Consider the following 21,035-nt stretch of genomic DNA (forward strand, 5'->3'; position numbering starts at 1 on the left):
GCGCCGATTTCAATGCCATTCCGGCCCTTCCCCTGGGCTCTTCGGCTGGCAGACTATGCGCGCGATTTCTAGAGGTGGCCCGCGATAACCAATCGGCTGCCTGGAACCTCCGAGGAAACCATGGGCGTCCAGCGTTTCATTGCCAGCAATAGCCGCGAAGCCATGCGTCAAGTGAGATCGACGCTGGGGGATCAGGTATTGATTCTCTCCAACCGATCCGTCGAAGGCGGAGTCGAGATCATTGCCATGCCCGAGCAGGAGCATGAGCAGGCACTTTCCTCTCTCGACCCTTCGGCGGCGGAAGCCTCAGTGGCAGTGCCGGCCGCCGATCCCGCCATGGAGGCCCTGCAGGCGCTCAACCGACAGCTGCTCGACGATGTTCGCGCCATGTTGCGTGAGAGCACCGCAGCCGCGACATCCGGTACACCGACGTTGACTGCCGAATTGCGTCAGCATCTGATAGAGGCCGGGTTCAGCGCCACGCTTGCCGACGACGTCTTGCAGGATCCGCCTGAGGAATTGCGCGACGAAGCCCCTGAATCGCCCGCGGTGAAGGCTTGGCTGGTGCGTCAGTTGCGCTCGCGGCTGTCGTTGCTGGAGGACGAGGACGCCTTGTTCGAAGCCGGTGGCGTGTTTGCACTGGTCGGGCCCACCGGCGTCGGCAAGACCACCACGACGGCCAAGCTGGCGTCACGCTATGTGATGCGTCACGGTCCCAAGGATGTCGCGTTGGTGACGACGGACAGTTACCGGATCGGCGCTGCCGAACAGCTGCGCATCTATGCGCGGCTGCTGGGCACGGAAGTCCACGCGCTGGAAGCCGACGGTGATCTCGGCGATCTGCTGACGCGTCTGACCCAGCCGCGCCGCGCCTTGCTGTCGCGCAGTTCGGGGAAAAAGCTGACGGTGATCGACACCGTCGGCATGAGCCAGCGCGATCAGCGTCTGATGGGCGAGATCGCGCGGCTGGGCAGCGGCCCGTCAACGGTCCGGCGAGTGCTGGTGCTCAATGCGGCCAGTCATGGCGATACCCTGGCGCAGGTCATCGAGGCCTGGCAGCAGGCGTCGATGGAGGCGGGAGAGCCGCTGTGGGGCTGCATTCTGACCAAGCTCGATGAAGCGGCCCGCCTGGGTAGCGTGCTGGACGTGGTCATGCGTCACCGGCTCAAGCTCTGCTACGTCTCGCGTGGGCAACGAGTGCCGGAAGATCTCGAGCGCGCGGATGCCGAGACGTTGCTGCATGAAGCGCTATCGCTGGCGGGGGAGTCCGCGTTTTCCGGCGATCCGGCTGGGCGCGAATTACTTCCACAGCAGGCACGACAGCAGGCGCTATCGCGAGGCGTGCTGCGCCAGAGCGATGCCCTGGCGGCGACTCTCGATACCTTGAGACAGCACAATCTGGGCATGACGCTGCTGGAGCAAATCTGGCAACGGGCTAAACGCCCCGACGTCGCCCCCGACAAGTTCGCCCAATTGATGGCTGACGCTACTCAGCAGGGCCTGCTGACGGCGGCCGACGCTCCACATGCGCTTTACTGGTCGAAGACCTCCACCGTCAGTGGTATCGAACGGGCCATGCCGCTGATCTCGCTGAACCATCAGGGCATGCCGCAGCCGTTGAGCTGGCCGCGACATCGGTTACCCGCGGGTCATGTCGAACAGCTGCGCTGGGCCGACAGGCTGGGGGCCGGTTGGCACCTGATGATGCAGCTTCCGGCGGTTGTTGACCTCGAACGCTTCGACGCCGCCGGTCGCGGCTGGCTGGCAGTGGTGACTGGCGCTCGCCGCATTCGCCACGCTGGCGAATGGTTGACATTGTCTCAGGCGATGGCGCTCGGTGAGACCGTCGAACCGCAACCCGTTCGCCATCAGGGGCGCACCGCCAGCCTCCTCCTGACGCGTCTGGAGACAAGTGTCAGTCAACGCCGGCAGGATTCGCACGGGTTGCCCGTAGTCGCCTGGTATGGCGAGATCCGGGATGTCGATGATGGCCGTCGACTCGCGCGGCGCTATTGGTTGAGCAGCAGCCAGACGGGGCTCGATATGGCTTCGCGTCTGCCCCAGGCCGTGGTTGCGGAAGCGTTGCCCGGGCTGGCTCGACAGGCTGATCGACTGATGGGGGAGCGGGGTCTGATGGAGGATCGGGAGCAGCGTTGGCATCTGGCTTCGATGCTGGCCGCGATGGCGTTGCGGTTGGGCGCGGAAGACGCCGCCTGGGCGATGGATGTCCGCGCGCGTCTGTCCGGCATTGCACAGCGCCGCTGTGGGCGTCGGCCCAAGGCGCTGCTGGAAGCATTGATGGATACCTTGAGTGCCCATGATGCGCTGACCCAGGCGGGAGTCGTCGCGTCTCCCGGTCGAACGGTTGCGGCGTGACCGATCAGGCCGCGGGGCTACGTGTCTGGGCGGAGTGCGCCGACTCCTTGATGCTGGGCGTGATCGGCGAGCCGGGGGAGGACCTGCTGATGCGAGCCCTGGTGCAACTCCCTTCCATCGAGAACCGGCGTTGGCAAGCGGTACGGGGCACCCCTGCGTCGGCGGTGACTGGTTGGATGCTCTGGGTCGACACGGCTGGGGTCGATGCGGCCGATCTCTATCGCTGCGTCAAGCGCGCCCTGATGTCCCTCGCTGCGTCGCCGGCTTCCGCCAACCCCTTGCCGCTGTTGCTCTGGCTTCACGATGCCTGCGATCGACGCATCCATCCGCTGTTGGATTCGCCGACAGCACGCCAGCTCGACAATCTGAGCGCGGCCCTCAAGCGCTTTCTGAACGTCGAGCTGACGCGCGATCCCGCCGACTGGCAGCGTCGTCTGCGCGTCACGGGTCGGTTATCGGCCGCGAGTGGTTAGGGCGACTAACCGGCGTCCGGTGCATTTGCCCTTCGTCCGGTCTGTCGGTTACTGCTTGCCCGACCCTGGCAGGTCATCGACTCAAAACAGTCGAGACAGCAACGCCGTAACGGCGGTCTCCACTCGTAGAATGCGTTCTCCCAGATGAATGCCTTCGAAGCCCAGTTCGAGAAATTTTTCGACCTCGTAATCGACGAAGCCACCCTCAGGCCCGATGGCCAGTAGCGTCGGATCGCTGATCCCGCGCGGGCATTCCTGACTCCGGCCGGGATGCGCCAGCAGGCCGCGCTGGCCCTCGAGCAGGGCCGGCAATCGATCTTCCACGAACGGTTTGAAACGGTTTTCCAGCGTGATCTCCGGCAGCCGGGTATCGCGAGCCTGTTCCAGCCCCAGCAGGAGATGCTGGCGGATCTTTTCCGGCTTCAGCTCGGGAGATTGCCAATAGCTCTTCTCGACGCGGCGAGTGTGCATCAGCGTCACGCGCTTGACCCCCAGTGCCGAGACGTGCTCCAACGTTCGGGCCAGCATGCGCGGCCGCGGCAGCGCCAGCAGCAGGTGAACCGGCAGTGGCACTGGAGGCTCGCGGTCGAGAACGATCCGGAATTTTGCTTCGGTATCGCTCAACGAGAGCAATTCGCCACGCCCCATCAGGCCTTCGAGGGCGCCCACGGTCAGTGTATCGCCGGGTTCGGCGCGATGTACTTCGCGAAGATGATGCAGGCGGCGCGGATCGCGGATGGTGGCGTGAGTGTCGTTCTCCCACTCTTCGGGTTGCAGCAGAATCAAGTTCATGGGCGGGGTTCGAGGCGTCGTGAAAAGGGTTCGAGCAGGCGGCCATTCTGCCCGAAGGGGCGGACCCTGAACACAGCGGCGAGCGGAACACCTTTCTGACATAATGCCCACTTTACTCTTTCAGACAGACTCTACTCATACGTACGCTTCTCGTACGTATCCTCACACACAGCCAGCCAAGGCTCGGCACAAGAAGGCTAGCGATGAAGGTTTTGATCATTGGTGGAGGCGGACGCGAGCATGCGCTGGCGTGGAAAGCGGCACAATCGTCGCAGGTCGAGACGGTTTTCGTGGCGCCGGGCAATGCCGGTACCGCGCGCGAATCCAAGCTGACCAACGTTGCCATCGACGTCATGGATAGCGAGGGGCTTATCGCCTTTGCTCGCGACAACGCCGTCGAACTGACGATTGTCGGGCCGGAAGCGCCTCTCGTGGCCGGCATCGTCGATGCCTTTCAGGCAGCGGGGCTGGCCGTTTTCGGTCCCCGCGAGGGTGCTGCGCAGCTCGAAGGTTCCAAGGCATTTACCAAGGACTTCCTGGCCCGGCACTCGATCCCTTCCGCCGATTATCAGACCTTCAGCAATGTCACGCCGGCACTCGCCTATCTCGAGCGGATGGGCGCACCGATCGTGATCAAGGCCGACGGACTGGCGGCAGGCAAGGGTGTCGTCGTGGCGATGACCGAAGTCGAGGCCGAAGCGGCGATTCGCGACATGCTCGAAGACAATGCCTTCGGTGACGCCGGCGCACGGGTCGTCATCGAAGAGTTTCTCGATGGCGAGGAGGCGAGCTTCATCGTCATGGTCGATGGCGAGCACGTGCTGCCGATGGCGACCAGCCAGGATCACAAGCGCGCCGGTGATGGCGATACCGGCCCCAACACTGGCGGCATGGGCGCGTATTCGCCGGCGCCGGTGGTCACCGCGAGCGTCCATCAACGCATCATGGATGAGGTGATCCTGCCCACTGTTCGTGGCATGGCCGCCGAAGGGCATCCCTACACCGGTTTCCTTTACGCCGGGTTGATGATCGATGCCGACGGCGCGCCGAAGGTGATCGAATACAATTGCCGTTTCGGCGATCCGGAAACCCAGCCGATTCTGATGCGGTTGAAAAGCGATCTGGTGGCACTTTGTCAGGCCGCACTCGATCGGCGTCTCGATCAGGTCGAGTGTGAGTGGGATTCACGTGCCGCCGTCGGCGTGGTGCTGGCAGCTGAGGGATACCCCGGCAGCTATCGCAAGGGCGACGAGATCACCGGGCTCGACGCGGCGGATGCCACCGGTTGCAAGGTGTTTCATGCCGGAACCCAAGTCAGCGACGATGGTCGCGTCGTCACCAGCGGCGGCCGCGTGCTATGTGTGACCGCTCTCGGCGAGACGGTTGGCGCGGCGACGGCGCAGGCCTATGCCGGTGTCGATATCGTTCGCTGGCCTGGCGCCGAATATCGCCGGGATATCGCTTATCGCGCGATCGCCAGAGAGCGTCAGTCGTCCTGAGACGTCGAACGTCCCGAAGAAGCCGGTCGTCTTGAAAACTAAGACGTCCTCGAAGATCAAGGAAAGCCGCCATGCCGCGAGTGACGCGTCAGCTAACATCCGCACCACGGTTCGAGCCTAAGAGCGGCCACGGGATTTCGTCGAATCCTGTCGCGAGGGAGACCGGGCATGTCGCGTGAATTTCCGATCATCGCGGTGACCGGCTCCTCGGGGGCAGGTACCACCACGGTCAAGCGAACCTTCGAGCGAATGTTCGCGCGTGAGGACGTGCACGCCGCGTTCATCGACGGTGATGCCTTCCACCGCTATTCGCGGGCGGAGCTGGCGCAGATTCTGCAGACCGAACCGGAACGCAAGGCCGAGCTCTCGCACTTTTCGGTCAACGCGAATCTGCTCGATCAGCTCGACGGACTGTTTCAGGAGTATGGCGAGAACGGCAAGGGAACCTATCGCCACTACATCCATGCCGAAGACAAGCGCATGATCGAAGCGGGTTGGCAGGTCGGGACCTTTACCGACTGGCAGCCGATTCCCAGCGGCACGGATCTGATGCTCTACGAAGGGCTTCATGGCGGGCTGGTGACCCATGAGGTCGATATTGCCAGGCACGTCGACATGCTGATCGGCGTGGCGCCGACCATCAATCTCGAATGGCTGCAGAAGATCGATCGCGATACCAAGCTGCGCGGCTATTCTCAGGAAGCGGTCATCGATACCATTCTGGGCCGCATGCACGATTACGTGCGTTATATCCAGCCTCAGCTATCGCGAACGCACATCAATTTCCAGCGTGTGCCGACGGTCGATACCTCGAATCCGTTCGAGCTACAGGATGTGCCCAACGACGGAGAGTCATTCGTGGTGATTCGTTTTCGGGACCCAGCGGCCGTCGACTTTCCTTATCTGGTCACCATGATTCATGATGCCTTCATGAGCCGCCCCAACACGCTGGTCGTGCCAGGCGCACGGCTGTCGCTGGCGATGGATCTGATCCTCGCGCCCCAGGTGCGCCAACTGCTGGCTCAGCGGCGCTTTCGCTGAGGTCCAGCCGCCGATACCGGCGAATCATCTCGAACTCAGGAGTTTTCATGGAGCCGACACTCTTCAGCAAGATCATCGATCGCGAAATAGCCGCGGATATCGTCTATGAAGACGCCGATGTGCTGGCGTTCAACGACATCAATCCGCAGGCGCCTACACATATTCTGATCATCCCCAAGAAACCGATCGCCACTCTCAATGACATCGAGGAAAACGATCTGGCGCTGGTCGGGCGGCTACAGTACACCGCGGCCAGGCTGGCCAAGCAGCTCGGATTCGCCGAAGACGGTTATCGAGTGGTGATGAACTGCAACGAAGCGGGCGGTCAGTCGGTCTATCATATCCACATGCATCTGCTGGGTGGCCGTTCGATGCAATGGCCGCCGGGCTGAATGAAGACGCGCTTGAGGCGCATCTTCTACCCGTTCGCCGACAGTGACCGACCTTGTTCAGCTGCTAGATTGCCAGGAGGCATCGATGACTCGCCAGATTTCTCGCGCCGATAATCTGATTCACCAGTTCGATACCGTGCTGCGCACGCTAGTGCCCAAGGCCGCCCAGCCGAGTCGACCCTCGCCGGCCAACGTCCAGCCCGAAAGCGCCCTGGACGAGGAGCAGCGTCATCAGGTCGCGGGGTTGATGCGCATCAATCATACTGGCGAGGTGTGTGCCCAGGCGCTCTATCAGGGCCAGGGATTGACGGCCAGGCTGACCGAGACTCGTAAGCGCATGGAAGAGGCGGCTGCGGAGGAGATCGATCATCTGGCGTGGTGCGATCAGCGTCTGCAGGAGCTCGATAGTCGCACCAGCTATCTCAACCCGGCGTTCTACGCCGCCTCTTTCGGGCTGGGCGCATTGGCCGGTGCCATTGGCGATCGAGTGAGTCTCGGCTTCGTCGCGGCGACGGAGGAGCAGGTCGGGCGGCACCTCGAAGCTCATCTGCGTAAATTGCCGATCGACGACAAGCGCTCGCGAGCGGTGCTGGAACAGATGCGCATCGACGAAGCGCAGCATGAGCTTTCGGCGCTCGAGTCCGGTGGCCAGCGCTTTCCGTTGCCGCTGAAATGGGGCATGCGGCTGGTGTCGAAGGTCATGACGACGAGCGTCTATCGAATCTGACGTTCGTCTTTCTGAAAACGCAAAAGCCAGCGACGTCGCTGGCTTTTGCGTTTGGGGAGAACGCGATCCGGCGTCGCGCGGGCCGATCTCAGCCTTCGACGATCTCGTAATCGTGAGTGATCTCGACGCCACCCTTGGCCAGCATCAGCGAGGCGCTGCAGTACTTCTCGGCGGAGAGGTCGACGGCGCGCTTGACCACGGCGTCCTTCAGCCCCTTGCCGGTAACGACGAAGTGAACGTGGATCTTGGTGAATACGCTGGGCGTGCCGTCGAAGCGTTCGGCTTCCAGGGTGGCGACGCAATCGGTGACGTCGGCGCGTGCCTTCTCGAGAATCTGAATGACATCGAACGAGGTGCAGCCGCCCAGCCCCATCAACACCATTTCCATGGGACGCGGGCCGGTGTTGCGACCGCCATCGTTGGGATTGCCGTCGATGACGACGCTATGGCCGCTGCCGGATTCGGTGACGAATTGGCGACCGTCGGTCCATTTGACTGTGGCTTTCATGACGAGGGTTCCTTGCTGTGGAATTCGGTGTCGAATCGCGTATCGAATCGTTCGTGGGTCGATGACGGCAGGATAACATTCCCGCCAATCGGCTGTTCTATCTGGGCAACATCAAGATTGCCAGGCGTCATCAAGACCGGTGGCGCCGGGTTGGGGCGCGGCTGAATTCGAAACCAGGCGCGCTTCGAGTTCGGCCAGCCGAGCCGGGGTGCCGACATCGACCCAGTCGCCGCGATGATGCCAGCCGCCGACACGGCCGACCTGCATCGCTTCGACCAGCAGCGGGGCAAGCTTGGCGACGGCGCCGTTCGGCAGTTCGGCGATCAGATTGGGGTGGATGATACCCAGGCCGGCATAGATCAGTCGCGGTTCGCCCTCGGCATGCAGGCGGCCGCGAGTATCGAGATGAAAGTCACCGCGATGATGGAAATCGGTCGTGTCCACCATCACCAGTGAGGCCAGATCGCCTTTGGTCAACGCGAGTCGCTCGAGCGGGAAATCCGTCCACACATCGCCGTTGACCAGCACGAAAGGGGCCTCGCCCAGTTCGGGTAGCGCCTGGCGTAGCCCGCCCGCGGTCTCCAGCGGTGTCTCCTCGATACTGAAGGTCAGCGATACGCCGTAACGCTCGCCGTTCCCGAGCGTGTCGATGATCTGCTGCGCGCGGTAGCTGACGTTGACCACGATGTCGTGAATTCCTGCTGCCGCCAGGCGCTCGAGATGATGGACGATCAGCGGTTTGCCGGCCACCGGCAGCAGCGGCTTGGGGCAGTGATCGGTGAGAGGGCGCATCCGCGTGCCGAGGCCGGCGGCGAGAATCATCGCTTTCATGATGAGGCTCCACTGCCGATGGCCGCATGATGCTCGGCCAGGCGTGCCTCCATTGCCGGGCGATAAGTATCGCGCAGCCAGCGGTGGAATTCGCCGAGCGCCGGCAGTGCGGCCAGGCCTTCGTCGAGATGGGCGTAGAAGTGGGGCAGCCATTCGAGATAGCGCGGCTTGCCGTCGCGCAGGTAGAGGCGGCAGAACTGGCCCAGGATCTTGAGCTGACGCTGGGCACCGATCGCTTCGACCCCGGCCCGGAAGCCTTCAACGTCGAGATCCGGTGCGATTCGCCCGGCCTTGGCACATCGTTGGTGGAAATCTTCGATCCAGTCATCCATCTCTCGCCGCGACCAGCGATGATATCGGCCTCGCAGCAGCGATATCAGATCGTAGCCGAGCGGGCCGGCCAGCGCGCCCTGGAAATCGATGACCCACAGTCGGTCCCGGTAAACCATCAGGTTCATGGCATCGAAATCGCGGTGCACGGCGACGGTGGGAAGCCTTGCGATAGTGTCGAGCAGGTAACGTTTGACCGTCGGCCATTGCGGCGGCGTCTCGATGCCGAGCCAGCGTGTCAGGCCCCACTCGGGAAAACGATCCATCTCCTCTTCGAGAAAGTCGAGGTCATACCGTGGCAGCGACGCGCTCGGGGCGTGCTGCTCGATCTCGTCGAGCACGTCTAGCGCCCGCATCGTGGCCGCGCGGGCGCCGGCGTCCGTATCGAAGTGGTGGTGCAGGCTGTCGTTGCCGAGGTCGTCGAGCTCGATGAATCCCTGCTCGAGATCGACGGCGTGAATCGTCGGCACCGGCAAGCCCGCCGCGTGCCACTCACGCCCGATGGCCACGAAGGGTTGGCTGTCTTCCAGCGTCGGCGGCGCATCCATGACGATCCGGGTGCTGGCGTCGGGGAAGATCACGCGACAGTAGCCGCGAAGACTGGCATCACCGGCGACCGCCTCCAACCGACACGTCTGTGGTGAAAGATGATGTCGGGCAGCGATCCAGTGGCGAAGAGCATCAAGGCGCAAGGTCATGCAGGCTTCCGGTCGTTGGTGGGGTCGTGTAGCGATCGTGATAACGGTAGTTATGCTGCATCGGCGTTAGCCGGCGCCGCAGCGAGTTGACGGGCCGGGAATGGCACCGCATGCTGGGCTCCATTGTGGGCTCGCGGTGCGAACCGTGCGCCACCTTGGTGGCACCACGGCATCTTGCAGAACGACCGTGACGATGGCACCGCGGCTGGTGGCCAGTGTGCCGCGTTTGCCCAGCGTCGCCAAATCGCATAGGCGGCGACGGACACGAAGTCACCGCCATATTTAGACGCCTCGCTGAATCGCTTGGGTCACTAAATCGAAGGGCCTCGTCGGATTCCGCTGGATGGCTCGGCCAAGGCCCAGACGGTTCAATAAGGAATGGCTTCGCGGCAACTCCCGTCGAGGTCTGTATACTACCGGCTTCACTCGGCAAGGACACAGAGGACATGGGCAAGCGACTGGTCTGGACTGCCCTGACTGGCCTGATTTCATCGACGGCTCAGGCGGCGCCCCCCGCGCCATTACCGGCGGATCAACTGGATTGGGCCCCATGGGGCGATCAAGCGCCGGCCGGCGAACTGTGTGGTGGCCGCTATATCGAGCCGGGCTATCTCCTGCCCGAAGGCAAGACTCCCGAAGAAGTGCTGTCCAACTCGGGATCGGCCGAGTATGGCGACGATGGCGAAACCATTCTGGGCGGGAATGTGGTGCTGCGTCGCGGCGAGAGCCAGCTGGAGTCGCCGCAGGTGCGGGTCAACGCGGCTCGGGATACGGCATTTGCCGAAGGTCCGCTCACGATCCGCTATCCCGGCATGCTGGTGCGGGGCGGAGAGGGCCAGGTATCGCTCGACAGCGATGCCGCTCGTATCGACGACGCTCACTATGTGGTCCACGATCAGCGTCTGCGCGGTGATGCTCAATCGATGCAGCGTCTCAACGACGGCCGCTATCGCATGACCGAAGCCAGCTTCACCACATGCGCACCGGATAGCCGCCTCTGGCGTATCGTCGGCAGTGACGTCACCATCGATCGTGAACAGGGTTTCGGCACAGCCTCCAATGCGCGGCTTGAGATGGGCGACGTCCCGGTCTTCTACTGGCCGTGGGTAAGGTTCCCGATCGACGATCGGCGTCAGAGCGGCTTCCTGTGGCCGACGATGGGGATCTCCAGTGACGGTCTCGACTACAGCCAGCCTTACTATCTCAACCTGGCTCCCAACTACGACGCCACGATCACGCCGCGTGCCATCACCGATCACGGCTTCATGCTGGGCGGTGAGTTCCGCTATCTGTTCGGCAGCGATCAGGGGACCATCGAAGGCGCCTACCTGCCCAACGATAGCGGCGGTGAAAACGAGAACCCCAACGATCCGAATGACGCTTTCGATGGCGAGGATCGCTGGTACATCGACTACAGCCATTACGGCCGGTTCACCGATCGACTGGATTATGCCATGCGCTATGGCGCTGCCAGCGACGGGCGTTATTTCGAAGATTTCGGACGCGACTTCGGCGAGCAGGACACCGAATACCTCGAGCGGCTGGCGCGATTGAGTTATCAGGGCACGACCTGGAATCTCGATGCGCGGGCGCAGGGCTACCAGCGTCTGGATTATCCGCTGGACGAGGATGATAGGCCTTACTACAAGCTACCGAGCCTGACCGCCAATGCGCGTTGGGATCAGGACAACGGTTTCTATCAGGAGTGGAATTCCAACGCGACCTACTTCTGGCGCGACTTGCACGGTGTCGACAGCGACGGCTTCTGGGAAGACGAAGAGACCGGCGACACGCGCCAGATTCGTCTGCGCGAAGCGGCCAATGGCTCTCGCGTCAATCTGACGCCTGCCGTCGGTTGGCGTGGACAGCCCAGCTGGGGCTTCCTGGAGCCGCGTTTCCAGCTGTGGCAGACCAACTATCAGCTCGACTATGGCAACCGAGACACCGACCGCGACGAGAGTCTCTCGCGCACGGTGCCGGTATCGTCGCTGGATTCAGGCCTGATCTTCGAGCGCGACGTGTCGCTGTTCGATCAGCAGTGGAAGCAGACCTTCGAGCCGCGTCTTTACTATGCCTACGTGCCGGAACGCGACCAGTCGGAATTCCCGGACTTTGATACCGACGAGCGGGCGATTTCCTGGAGTCAGCTATGGTCGCCGTATCGCTTTACCGGATCCGACCGCGTCGGCGACGTCAACAAGCTTTCCTACGGGGCTTCGACGCGATTCCTCGAGGACGATACCGGACGTGAGCGGTTGTCCCTCTCGGTGGGACAGAGCGCCTACTTCTCCGATCGTAATATCGATATCGAGGGCGATCCGGATACGTTGCCGAACAAGGAAACCGACTACGAAGACTGGTACCGGGCCACGCGTGATCGTTCACCGGTCATCACCCAGTTGGACTGGCGAATCAACGACCAGTGGCGTTCGCGTTACGAATGGTTCTACGATGCGGACCGCTCCAAGACCGAAAAGGCTTCGGCCTATCTCCAGTATCTGAGCCCGGCCGGTCACGTAGTGAACCTTGGCTATCGTTGGCAGCTCCAAGGTTTCGATCCGTCCGGCGATGAAGAGGACCGACTCAACTACAACCGTGAAGACTTCGACGTCTCGTTCGCCTACAAGGCGACGTCATCGCTGGATCTGATCGGACGCTATCTGTACGACAACACCAACAGTCGCGATCTGGAAACGCTGGCCGGCGTCCAGTTCAATAGCTGCTGTAGTGCGGTGCAGGTGGTATGGCGTGAGTGGGTCGATGACAATGACACCGCCAGCACCATCGACGACGACTACTCTGACCGGGGTCTGTTTCTGCGCTTCGTGTTCAAGGGGCTAGGTGGCGTCGGTCAGAATGCCGACAGCTACTTCGCGCGATCGGTACCGGGTTACCAGGCGACGCAGTTCTGATCGTCGTGCGGCCTGCTGATAGCCGAACGAATAGAGAAACAGGCTGTCGACGTTCGTCGATCAACGAACGTCGATCCGTCGGCCAACGAACGCCAGTCAAGCCACGAACCATTCAGTTCACTAACGTCAGTCAATTAACGTATAGGGCGGGCCCCTCGGGATCCGCCTCTCCATCAAAGCAAGAGAGGTAGGCATGCGTCTTAGAGTATGGATCCCCTTGGCGCTGGGAATGCTGTTATCCCCGTTGCCCGCAATGGCGGAGGTCGTGCCGTTGGATCGTATCGTTGCCGTGGTCAACGACGATGCCATCATGCACAGTCAGCTCGAAAGTCGTGTTGCCCAGGCGCGCGATCAGCTTCGAAGCAACAATATCCAGATGCCGCCCGAGCAGGCGCTGGAACGCCAGGTGCTGGATCGCATGATCGTCGAACAGATCGAACTGCAGATGGCCGACGACGCCAAGCTGAGCATCGACGAGACCCAGCTCAACAGCACCATGCGCGGTATCGCCCAGAACAACGGCATGAGCCTGGACGAGTTCGCCGATACGCTGGAGAAGCAGGGCCAGAGTCTGGCCGAAGTCCGCGAACAGGTTCGCCGTGAGCTGCTGGTTCGGCAGGTTCAGCAGAGCCAGGTGGCCAGCAAGATCACCGTATCCGATCGTGAAGTCGACCGCTTCCTGTCGCAGCGCAGCGAGAATAGCAACGTCGCCTATCATCTGGCGCAGATACTGATCGCCGTGCCGCAGTCGCCGACACCGGATCAGGTGACCCAGGCTCAGGCAGAGGCGCAGAAGGTCTACCAGCAGCTTCAGGATGGCGCCGACTTCCAGCAATTGGCAGTGGCCGAATCCGATGATTCCCAGGCACTCGAAGGCGGCGATCTCGGCTGGCGACAGGCGGCACAGATTCCGTCCGTTTTTGCCGACGTGATTCCCGATCTCTCCAAGGGCGAGGTCAGCGAGCCGATTCGCAGCCCCAGTGGGTTCCACCTGGTCAAGCTGCTTGATACTCGCGGTGGTGACGGTGGCGATATGAGTCGAGATCAGGCCAGCCAGGCGATCTTCCAGCGCAAGGTCAGCGACGAGATCGAGGCCTGGACCCAGGAGATCCGTGCCAGCGCCTATATCGACAACCGCCTCGATAACGATTGATGGCATTCCCGGTACTGGCGTTGACCACCGGCGAGCCCGCCGGTATCGGTCCCGAGCTCGCCCTGGCGGCGGCTCGTGACTGGCAGCGACTCGAGGCGGCAGTGGTCGCCGTGGGCGATCCTGATCTCTTGGCCGAACGCGCACGGCAGTTGGGCTGGCCGATCGAGCTGGAGATTGTGAACCCCGGCGATCCGCTGCCGGTGCCGGTCAACGGCCGGCTGCCGGTATGGCCGGTGGCGCTGGCGACACCTTCGACACCGGGTCGTTTGGAACCCGCCAACGCCGATTACGTGCTGAAGACCTTGGATGTCGCCATCGAGGCCTGTCGGCGGGGAGTGGCCGATGCCATGGTGACCGCACCGCTGCACAAGGGCGCGATCATCGAAGGCGGACACGCCGGTTTCACGGGGCATACCGAATATCTGCGCGATGCTTGTGGTGTCGATGAGGTGGTGATGATGCTGGCCACCGAACGTACCGTCAGGCCGCTGCGAGTAGCATTGGCAACGACTCATCTACCGCTCTCCCGAGTGTCCAGCGCGATCACCGATGCGGGCTTGACTCGCGTCACCCGCATTCTGGCCGAGGAGCTGACTCGGCGGTTCGGCATCGCCGCTCCTCGGATACTGGTCTGCGGACTCAACCCGCATGCGGGCGAGGACGGTCATCTAGGCCGAGAGGAGCTGGAGATCATCATCCCCGCGCTGGACCGGCTGCGTGCGGCGGGTCTCGATATCGTCGGCCCGCTGCCGGCGGATACGTTGTTCACGCCACGCCATCTCGATCACGCCGACGCCGTGCTGGCGATGTACCATGATCAAGGCTTGCCGGTACTCAAATATGCCGGGTTCGGGCAGGCCGCCAATATCACGCTGGGTCTGGGTATGGTGCGTACCTCCGTCGATCACGGCACCGCGCTCGATCTTGCCGGAAGTGGTCTGGCCGACGTGGGTAGCCTTCGGGTCGCATTGCAGGTTGCTCGTCAGATGACCGCCCGCGCCCACTGAAGGAATTCGTTTTTCATGTCTACACGCTCCTCCGATCGCTCCCCGTTGCCTCGCGCCCGGAAACGTTTCGGTCAGAATTTTCTCCAGGATTTCGGAGTGATCTCGCGCATCGTGCGGGCCATCGGCCCGCGTGCCGGGGATCGCCTGGTGGAAATCGGGCCGGGGCAGGGCGCCCTCACTGGCCCGATTCTCGAGGCCACCGGGGCGCTCGAGGTGATCGAGCTCGACCGGGATCTGATCCCCGGTCTGCGGGTCCAGTTCTACGATTATCCTGATTTCACGATCCACGAAGGCGACGCGCTCAAGTTCGATTTTCACGAGCTATCCGAGAAGGACGGGCGGCAGTTGCGAGTCGTGGGCAATCTGCCCTACAACATCTCGACGCCGTTGATCTTCCATCTGTTGGCGTCCCGTGGGGCGATTGCCGACATGCATTTCATGCTGCAGAAGGAAGTGGTCGAGCGCCTCGCGGCAGAACCCGGAGGGACCAACTGGGGCCGGCTATCGGTGATGACCCAATATCACTGCGAGGTCGAATCGCTGTTCGTGGTTTCGCCGGATGCCTTCGTGCCGCAGCCCAAGGTCGACTCGGCGATCGTGCGGTTGACACCGTTTTCGGAGCTGCCGTCACCGGCCAATGACGAGGCGCATTTCTCCGATGTGGTGCGACAGGCCTTCGGTCAGCGGCGCAAGACACTGCGCAACAACCTCAAGGGGATTATCGACGTCGAGGCCCTGGAAGCGTTGGGTATCGATCCCGGGCGCCGCCCGCAGACGCTGCGCGTCGACGAGCTGGTCGCCATCAGTAATTATCTGACGGCCGCGGATGCGACGGACGGCGATCCGATGGACACTCATTCAACGAGCAATCCTGTAACGGGGAAGCCGTCATGAGCGAAGCGCCTCCTGCCATCACGGTCGACATCGAGCCGGAGTTTCGCGAAGACGAATCGTCGCTCAGCGACAAGCGCTTCGTGTTCAGCTACACCGTGACGGTCCACAACCAATCCGAGCGCAGCGTACAGCTGCTGTCGCGCTACTGGAAGATCACCCAGGGCCACGGCAAGGTGCAGGAAGTGCGCGGCAACGGCGTGGTCGGCAAGCAACCGACGATCGCCGCCGGACACAGCTTCCGTTACACCAGTCGTGCGGTGATCGAATGTCCGGTGGGCGTCATGCAGGGCAGCTATACCTGTGTCGATCTGTCCAGCCAGGCCTCCTTCGATGTCGCCATCGCACCGTTTCGTCTGGCCGGACCCAATCAGATCCACTGATTATCGGCAGTCTTGGCTAGCATCCGCTATCGGCTGCTTCCGATCGGGATTCGATTCTGGGCCAGGATCGGACCATCATCACGAGGATAGAGTATGGCCACCTACGCAATCGGCGATCTGCATGGCTGTTACGCCGAGTTCGAAGCCTTGCTCGAGCGTCTCGATTTCTCGCCCTCGCGGGATCATCTCTGGCTGGCCGGCGATCTGGTCAACCGTGGCCCCGATTCGCTCGGCTGCCTGCGCAGGAGCGTGGCGCTGGATGGTGCCGCCAGCGTGGTACTTGGCAACCATGATCTGCATTTGCTGGCGGTGGCCCGTGGTCACGGCAAGCTCAAGCGCCATGACACGCTGACAGCGATTCTCGATGCCCCGGATCGAACCGAGATGCTGGAATGGCTGCGCCGTCAGCCGCTGATGGTTGCTGATGGTGGGCGAGACCCTGTTGCCCGCGGCTCTATTCAAAATGGCTATGTCGACAGAGACTATGTGATGACCCACGCCGGGTTGTTGCCGCAGTGGTCGATCGCTAAGGCAAGCGAACTCGCCGCCGAGGCCGAAGCCGTTCTGTGTGGCGATGATGTGGATGATTTTCTGAGCGTGATGTACGGCAATGTTCCGGCACGATTCACGTCTGATTTGGCCGGTCATGATCGTATCCGAGCCATCATCAACGTCTTCACCCGCATGCGTTTCATTGCCGACGACGGCACCCTGGACTTCGCTGCCAAGGAGGGGCTCGACAGCGCCCCGGCGGGCTACGCACCCTGGTTTACCTATCCGCGTAACGGTGACGTTGTCGGTGGTGATGAGCCCGCGCTGCTTTTCGGCCATTGGGCCGCGTTGGAGGGGCACACCCCAGGGGCCCGGATCGACGTGGAAGCTCTGGATACCGGTTGCGTATGGGGTGGTACTTTGACCGCTATCGACCTTGCCAGCGGCGAACGCATCGAAGTACTTGCCAGCGCTGTCGGTCGCTGAGTTGCCCGGGCTGTTTCGCCCAGCCCGACCTTTTTTAGCTCAGGGGTCAGTCTATTTCGTTTCGGGCCTCACCTATTTCATCCCGAGCCCCCTCTATCTTGTCCCGAGCCCAATCCAGGAGTGATCCATGACCCAGTCCTTCGAACATCTCGACCCGACGACGCTGGCGCAATGGCTGAGCGAAGGGCGCTCGCTGCAGCTGGTCGATATTCGCGACCCGTTGAGCTTTGCGAAAGGCCATATCCCCGGCAGCCGCCATCTCGATAACACCACCGTAGCTGAGCTGGTGGACAAGACGCCCGGCGAGACGCCACTGGTTGTGGTCTGCTATCACGGCCACTCCAGCCAGCAAGCCGCGAGCTGGCTCGCCGACCAGGGCTTCGACCAGGTCTACAGCCTGGATGGTGGATTCGTGGACTGGGAGCATCGCCGGCCCGAAAACGTCGAGCGTTAAGTTTTTGCCCCGAACTTGACTACGGAGCCAGACGATGAACACGCAACCCGATTCACGTCCCGATCCTCGTCTCAGTGGACTGGAAGTCTATCTGGTCGGTGGCGCTGTTCGCGACGCTCGCCTGGGGTGGCCGGTCGGCGATCGCGACTGGGTCGTGGTCGGTGCGACGCCGGAAATCATGCGTCAACGCGGGTTCAAATCGGTCGGCCGGGATTTCCCGGTCTTTCTGCATCCCGATACCTTTGAGGAATATGCGCTGGCGCGCACCGAGCGCAAGCACGGCCACGGCTATACCGGATTCGAGATTCACGCCAGCCCCGACGTGACGCTGGAGGCTGACCTCGCGCGGCGCGACTTCACCATAAACGCCATGGCCGAGACGCCGGACGGCGAGCTGATCGACCCCTATGGGGGCGCCGCCGATCTCGCCGCCGGACAGCTCAAGCACGTCTCGGCGGCGTTCGTCGAAGATCCTCTGCGCGTGCTGCGGGCGGCCCGGTTTCTGGCCCGCTATCGCAAACTGGGTTTCACGATCGCCCCGCAAACCCAGGCGCTGATGGGTCAGCTGGTGGCCAGTGGCGAGATGCGTCATCTGGTCGCCGAACGCGTCTGGACCGAGACACACAAGGCCCTCGGCGAAGCCGACCCCGGCGCCTACTTCGAGACGCTCGACGACTGCGGGGCACTGGCCGAGCTGATGCCGCCGCTGGCGACGCCGGCACTGGCCGACGTGATTGCCAGGCTCGGTCGCGTGCCGGACGAGTCCACGACGTCGCAGCAGGCGCTGTGGCGCTGGGCGCGACTCGGCGAGCATCTCGAGGACGTCGAACAGGCCCGGCTCAACGACGCCGTCAAGGCGCCCAATGCGTACCGGGATGCCATGCGTCTCGCCGCCCTGTCTCGCCGTTTGCGTCAGCAGTTGGGCGAGGGGCGACCCGCGGCCGAAAGTGATCGCGCCGAAGCGATCATGACCTGGCTCGACGCCATCGATGCTTGGCGACGGCCGGAGCGGGTGGCGCCGCTGCTGGCCCTGATCGCGCACGACGACGGCGAACTGGCGGACGACCTGGCACTGGCCTGGCGGCTGGCCGCGCAGATATTGCCCCAGGCGCTGCTCGACGAAGGCTTTCGCGGGCCAGCGCTTGGCGAGGAGCTTTCACGGCGGCGTGAGGAAACGGTGCGGGAAGCACTGGGAGCGCGCTAAAGAGAGGCCGACATCGGTAACGAAAGCGCTCGCTACGTGATTCACGCAGCGGGCGCTTTGCATTCGATTGTCTCGCTTTAGGCGATAGTTTTGGCAATAGGCCGGCTTAGAGGAACAACCCGATGATCAGCGACATGACCAGTCCGACCAGGCCGATGATGGTTTCCATCACCGTCCAGCTTCTCAGCGTCTGTGCTTCGGTGAGGCCAAAGTAGCGGTTAACCAGCCAGAACCCGGAGTCGTTGACGTGGCTCAGCACCGTGGCGCCGGAAGCGATCGAGATCACCAGCAGGCCGAGCACCGGGCCATCGAGATTGAGCGTGGTGATGACCGGCGCCATCAGACCGGCGGCGGTGATCATGGCGACCGTGGCCGACCCCTGAATCACGCGCACGGCGGCGGAGATCAGGAACGCCAGCAGAATCGGGGGCAGGGCACTGTCGGCCATGATGTTGCCCATCACTTCGCCCACCCCGGAATCGATCAGCACCTGCTTGAACACGCCACCGGCGCCGGTGACCAGAATGATGATGCCGGCCGGCTCCAACGCCTTGGTGGCAACCTCCATGACCTGTTCACGTGTCATGCCACGGCGTGTTCCAAGCAGGGTAAAGGCAAGCAGCGTGGCCAGCGTCAGTGCCACGAACGGATGGCCCAGGAACGTCAGGGCTGCCAGTAGCGAGCTGTCGTCCGGGAGGATCAACCCGGAAACGGTGTTGAGCACGATCAGTGCCAGCGGCAGCAAAATGATCGACAGGATCAGTTTGAAGCTGGGCAGACCGATGGTATCGATGTCGTTTTTCGGCAGCTCCATGTACTCGGGGATCTGCGCATCGATACGCTTGCCGATCCAGCGGCCGAATAGCGGGCCGGCGATGATCATGGCCGGCAGACCGGCGATGGCACCGAACAGAATCACGTAACCGAGATCGGCGCCGATCAGCTTGGCGACGGCAATCGGGCCTGGCGTCGGCGGAATGAACGAGTGCGTCACCGCAAGACCGGCCAGCAGCGGAATGCCGTAATGAAGCAGCGAGCGGCCTGTGCGGCGCGTCAGGGCATAGATCAAAGGCACCAGGATGATGAACGCCACATCGAGGAAGACCGGGATCGCCACCAGGAAGCCGGTGACGCCCATCGCCCACTGAGAGCGATCTTCGCCGAATTTATCGAGCAGCGTGCTGGCCAGACGGTCGACACCGCCCGAGACTTCCAGCATCTTGCCGAACATGGCACCCAGGCCGACCACGGTGGCAACGAAGCCTAGCGTGCCACCCATGCCTTTTTCGACCGTGTCCAGTATCTGGTCGACGTCCATGCCGGTGAACAGTCCGACCAGCCCGCTGACGACGAGCAGGGCGACGAACGCGTGCAGGCGCAATTTCATGACCAGATAAAGCAGCACGATGATGCTGCCCAGCGCGGCAAGTATCAGGGAAGTGGGGCTATCCATGGCAGTGAAATCCTTGGTGAGAACAAGCGATGCAAGGACTGGATATACGTCCTTGGTGGCGTTGTGCTTCGCGGTGGAGTTGGAGAAAATGGATGTTACCGGTAACAATATGATCCCAACAATGCGCCTAAAGATGTAGAGACAAGCCTGGCTGAATTGGTTTAGGGCACACAATCGTCATATTGGTTTCAGGCCCTGAGTTTTCGAATCGATCGAAGCTGCCTAGCGCTATAGAAGAGAACAGGGATGGAAGGGGGCAGGGATGGAAGACAACAGAAAGAGGAAAGTCGGCGGCGAACCGACATCAATGACACAGGCATGACGGCCTGTGCAAAAATCATCTATGCATGATTCCCTCATGCATCATTCACACACGTATCAATCGGAAGGCAACGTCATGGACGCAAAGATGGGTCAGCGCATCGTCGTGATGGGCGTATCGAGCTGCGGCAAGACCGAAGTCGGACAGCGGCTGGCGACCGCACTGGGAGGGCGTTTCCTGGACGGAGACGACTATCACTCACCGGAAAGTGTCACCAAGATGTCCCAAGGCGAACCTCTTACCGACGACGATCGAGCCGGGTGGCTGCACCGGTTATCGGAGTTTCTGGCTGAAGCCCAGGCGCAAGGGGAGACGCTGGTCATCGGTTGTTCCGCATTGAAACGTCGTTATCGCGATATCCTTCGAAAAGGGGACGAGGCACTGACCTTCGTCCATCTCGCCGGTGATCGCGAGCTGCTGCTGCAGCGCATTCAGTCGCGTCGGGATCACTTCTTCAAGGGCGAAGCGATGCTCGACAGCCAGCTGGCGACGCTCGAGGCACCGGGCGCTGACGAAGCCGTCACCGTCGATATCACCGGTACCCTCGATCAGGTGGTCAATGAAGCGGTGTTGAAACTCGAGAAGCGCTTTCTGGCCGCGGAGCGGTAAAA

General features: G+C 62.3%; 20 protein-coding genes. 15 read left to right on the forward strand and 5 right to left on the reverse strand.

Features of this window, described 5'->3' with window-relative positions:
• Positions 1–120: 120 nt before the first annotated feature.
• The gene (gene flhF, locus DOM27_RS06825) at positions 121–2,376 is read left to right on the forward strand and encodes a flagellar biosynthesis GTPase FlhF (RefSeq protein ID WP_110655303.1); all 2,256 of its coding nucleotides are present in this window, start codon (positions 121–123) and stop codon (positions 2,374–2,376) included.
• Positions 2,373–2,849: a hypothetical protein gene (locus tag DOM27_RS06830; RefSeq protein WP_110655304.1), complete on the forward strand. Its 477-nt coding sequence runs from the start codon at positions 2,373–2,375 to the stop codon at positions 2,847–2,849. Before flhF ends, DOM27_RS06830 begins: the two co-directional genes overlap by 4 nt.
• A gap of 81 nt (positions 2,850–2,930) precedes the next feature.
• Here the strand turns inward: DOM27_RS06830 and DOM27_RS06835 are convergent, their stop codons facing one another.
• Positions 2,931–3,641 carry a 16S rRNA (uracil(1498)-N(3))-methyltransferase gene (locus DOM27_RS06835; protein ID WP_110655305.1) on the reverse strand — a complete coding sequence of 237 codons (711 nt, stop codon included), beginning with the start codon at positions 3,639–3,641 and terminating at the stop codon, positions 2,931–2,933.
• 203 nt (positions 3,642–3,844) lie between these two features.
• On the opposite strand from DOM27_RS06835, the gene purD reads away from it, so the two are divergent.
• The 4 genes from purD to coq7 all read left to right on the forward strand — a co-directional run bounded on the left by purD (position 3,845) and on the right by coq7 (position 7,300).
• Positions 3,845–5,140 carry a phosphoribosylamine--glycine ligase gene (gene purD, locus DOM27_RS06840; protein ID WP_110655306.1) on the forward strand — a complete coding sequence of 432 codons (1,296 nt, stop codon included), beginning with the start codon at positions 3,845–3,847 and terminating at the stop codon, positions 5,138–5,140.
• 168 nt (positions 5,141–5,308) lie between these two features.
• Positions 5,309–6,181: a phosphoribulokinase gene (locus DOM27_RS06845; protein WP_110655307.1), complete on the forward strand. Its 873-nt coding sequence runs from the start codon at positions 5,309–5,311 to the stop codon at positions 6,179–6,181.
• A gap of 47 nt (positions 6,182–6,228) precedes the next feature.
• Entirely contained in the window at positions 6,229–6,573 is a 345-nt protein-coding gene (locus DOM27_RS06850; protein WP_110655308.1) for a histidine triad nucleotide-binding protein, read from the forward strand.
• Positions 6,574–6,658: 85 nt separating this feature from the next.
• Entirely contained in the window at positions 6,659–7,300 is a 642-nt protein-coding gene (gene coq7 / locus DOM27_RS06855) for a 2-polyprenyl-3-methyl-6-methoxy-1,4-benzoquinone monooxygenase (protein WP_110655309.1), read from the forward strand.
• Positions 7,301–7,388: 88 nt separating this feature from the next.
• Here the strand turns inward: coq7 and DOM27_RS06860 are convergent, their stop codons facing one another.
• From DOM27_RS06860 to DOM27_RS06870, 3 genes are all read right to left on the reverse strand, one after another.
• The gene (locus tag DOM27_RS06860) at positions 7,389–7,808 is read right to left on the reverse strand and encodes an OsmC family protein (protein WP_110655310.1); all 420 of its coding nucleotides are present in this window, start codon (positions 7,806–7,808) and stop codon (positions 7,389–7,391) included.
• 111 nt (positions 7,809–7,919) lie between these two features.
• Positions 7,920–8,639: an N-acetylmuramate alpha-1-phosphate uridylyltransferase MurU gene (gene murU / locus DOM27_RS06865; RefSeq protein ID WP_110655311.1), complete on the reverse strand. Its 720-nt coding sequence runs from the start codon at positions 8,637–8,639 to the stop codon at positions 7,920–7,922.
• Positions 8,636–9,667 carry an aminoglycoside phosphotransferase family protein gene (locus DOM27_RS06870; RefSeq protein WP_110655312.1) on the reverse strand — a complete coding sequence of 344 codons (1,032 nt, stop codon included), beginning with the start codon at positions 9,665–9,667 and terminating at the stop codon, positions 8,636–8,638. The genes murU and DOM27_RS06870 overlap by 4 nt, the downstream gene beginning before the upstream one ends.
• Positions 9,668–10,113: 446 nt before the next feature.
• On the opposite strand from DOM27_RS06870, the gene DOM27_RS06875 reads away from it, so the two are divergent.
• The 8 genes from DOM27_RS06875 to DOM27_RS06910 all read left to right on the forward strand — a co-directional run bounded on the left by DOM27_RS06875 (position 10,114) and on the right by DOM27_RS06910 (position 18,649).
• On the forward strand, positions 10,114–12,579 hold the full coding sequence (locus DOM27_RS06875; protein WP_110655313.1) for an LPS-assembly protein LptD: 2,466 nt from the start codon (positions 10,114–10,116) through the stop codon (positions 12,577–12,579).
• Between the two features lie 193 nt (positions 12,580–12,772).
• Positions 12,773–13,732 (forward strand): peptidylprolyl isomerase, encoded by a 960-nt coding sequence (locus DOM27_RS06880; protein ID WP_110655314.1) that lies wholly within the window; start codon positions 12,773–12,775, stop codon positions 13,730–13,732.
• Positions 13,732–14,739, forward strand: coding sequence for a 4-hydroxythreonine-4-phosphate dehydrogenase PdxA (pdxA, locus tag DOM27_RS06885; protein WP_110655315.1), 1,008 nt, complete (start codon positions 13,732–13,734; stop codon positions 14,737–14,739). Before DOM27_RS06880 ends, pdxA begins: the two co-directional genes overlap by 1 nt.
• A gap of 15 nt (positions 14,740–14,754) precedes the next feature.
• On the forward strand, positions 14,755–15,633 hold the full coding sequence (rsmA, locus tag DOM27_RS06890) for a 16S rRNA (adenine(1518)-N(6)/adenine(1519)-N(6))-dimethyltransferase RsmA (RefSeq protein ID WP_110655316.1): 879 nt from the start codon (positions 14,755–14,757) through the stop codon (positions 15,631–15,633).
• Positions 15,630–16,013 carry a Co2+/Mg2+ efflux protein ApaG gene (gene apaG / locus DOM27_RS06895; RefSeq protein WP_110655317.1) on the forward strand — a complete coding sequence of 128 codons (384 nt, stop codon included), beginning with the start codon at positions 15,630–15,632 and terminating at the stop codon, positions 16,011–16,013. The genes rsmA and apaG overlap by 4 nt, the downstream gene beginning before the upstream one ends.
• Positions 16,014–16,106: 93 nt before the next feature.
• Positions 16,107–16,991, forward strand: a complete 885-nt coding sequence (locus tag DOM27_RS06900; RefSeq protein WP_110655318.1) for a symmetrical bis(5'-nucleosyl)-tetraphosphatase — start codon at positions 16,107–16,109, stop codon at positions 16,989–16,991.
• 127 nt (positions 16,992–17,118) lie between these two features.
• Positions 17,119–17,445 carry a thiosulfate sulfurtransferase GlpE gene (glpE, locus tag DOM27_RS06905; RefSeq protein WP_110655319.1) on the forward strand — a complete coding sequence of 109 codons (327 nt, stop codon included), beginning with the start codon at positions 17,119–17,121 and terminating at the stop codon, positions 17,443–17,445.
• Positions 17,446–17,479: 34 nt separating this feature from the next.
• On the forward strand, positions 17,480–18,649 hold the full coding sequence (locus DOM27_RS06910; RefSeq protein ID WP_110655320.1) for a tRNA nucleotidyltransferase/poly(A) polymerase-related protein: 1,170 nt from the start codon (positions 17,480–17,482) through the stop codon (positions 18,647–18,649).
• A gap of 106 nt (positions 18,650–18,755) precedes the next feature.
• Here DOM27_RS06910 and DOM27_RS06915 read toward each other — a convergent pair whose 3' ends face one another.
• Positions 18,756–20,102, reverse strand: a complete 1,347-nt coding sequence (locus DOM27_RS06915; RefSeq protein ID WP_110655321.1) for a GntT/GntP/DsdX family permease — start codon at positions 20,100–20,102, stop codon at positions 18,756–18,758.
• Positions 20,103–20,499: 397 nt separating this feature from the next.
• Between DOM27_RS06915 and DOM27_RS06920 the strand changes: the two genes are divergently transcribed.
• Entirely contained in the window at positions 20,500–21,033 is a 534-nt protein-coding gene (locus tag DOM27_RS06920) for a gluconokinase (RefSeq protein ID WP_110656372.1), read from the forward strand.
• The last annotated feature ends 2 nt before the right edge of the window (positions 21,034–21,035 follow it).

Source organism: Salinicola halimionae, assembly GCF_003206065.1.
GTDB lineage: Bacteria > Pseudomonadota > Gammaproteobacteria > Pseudomonadales > Halomonadaceae > Salinicola > Salinicola halimionae.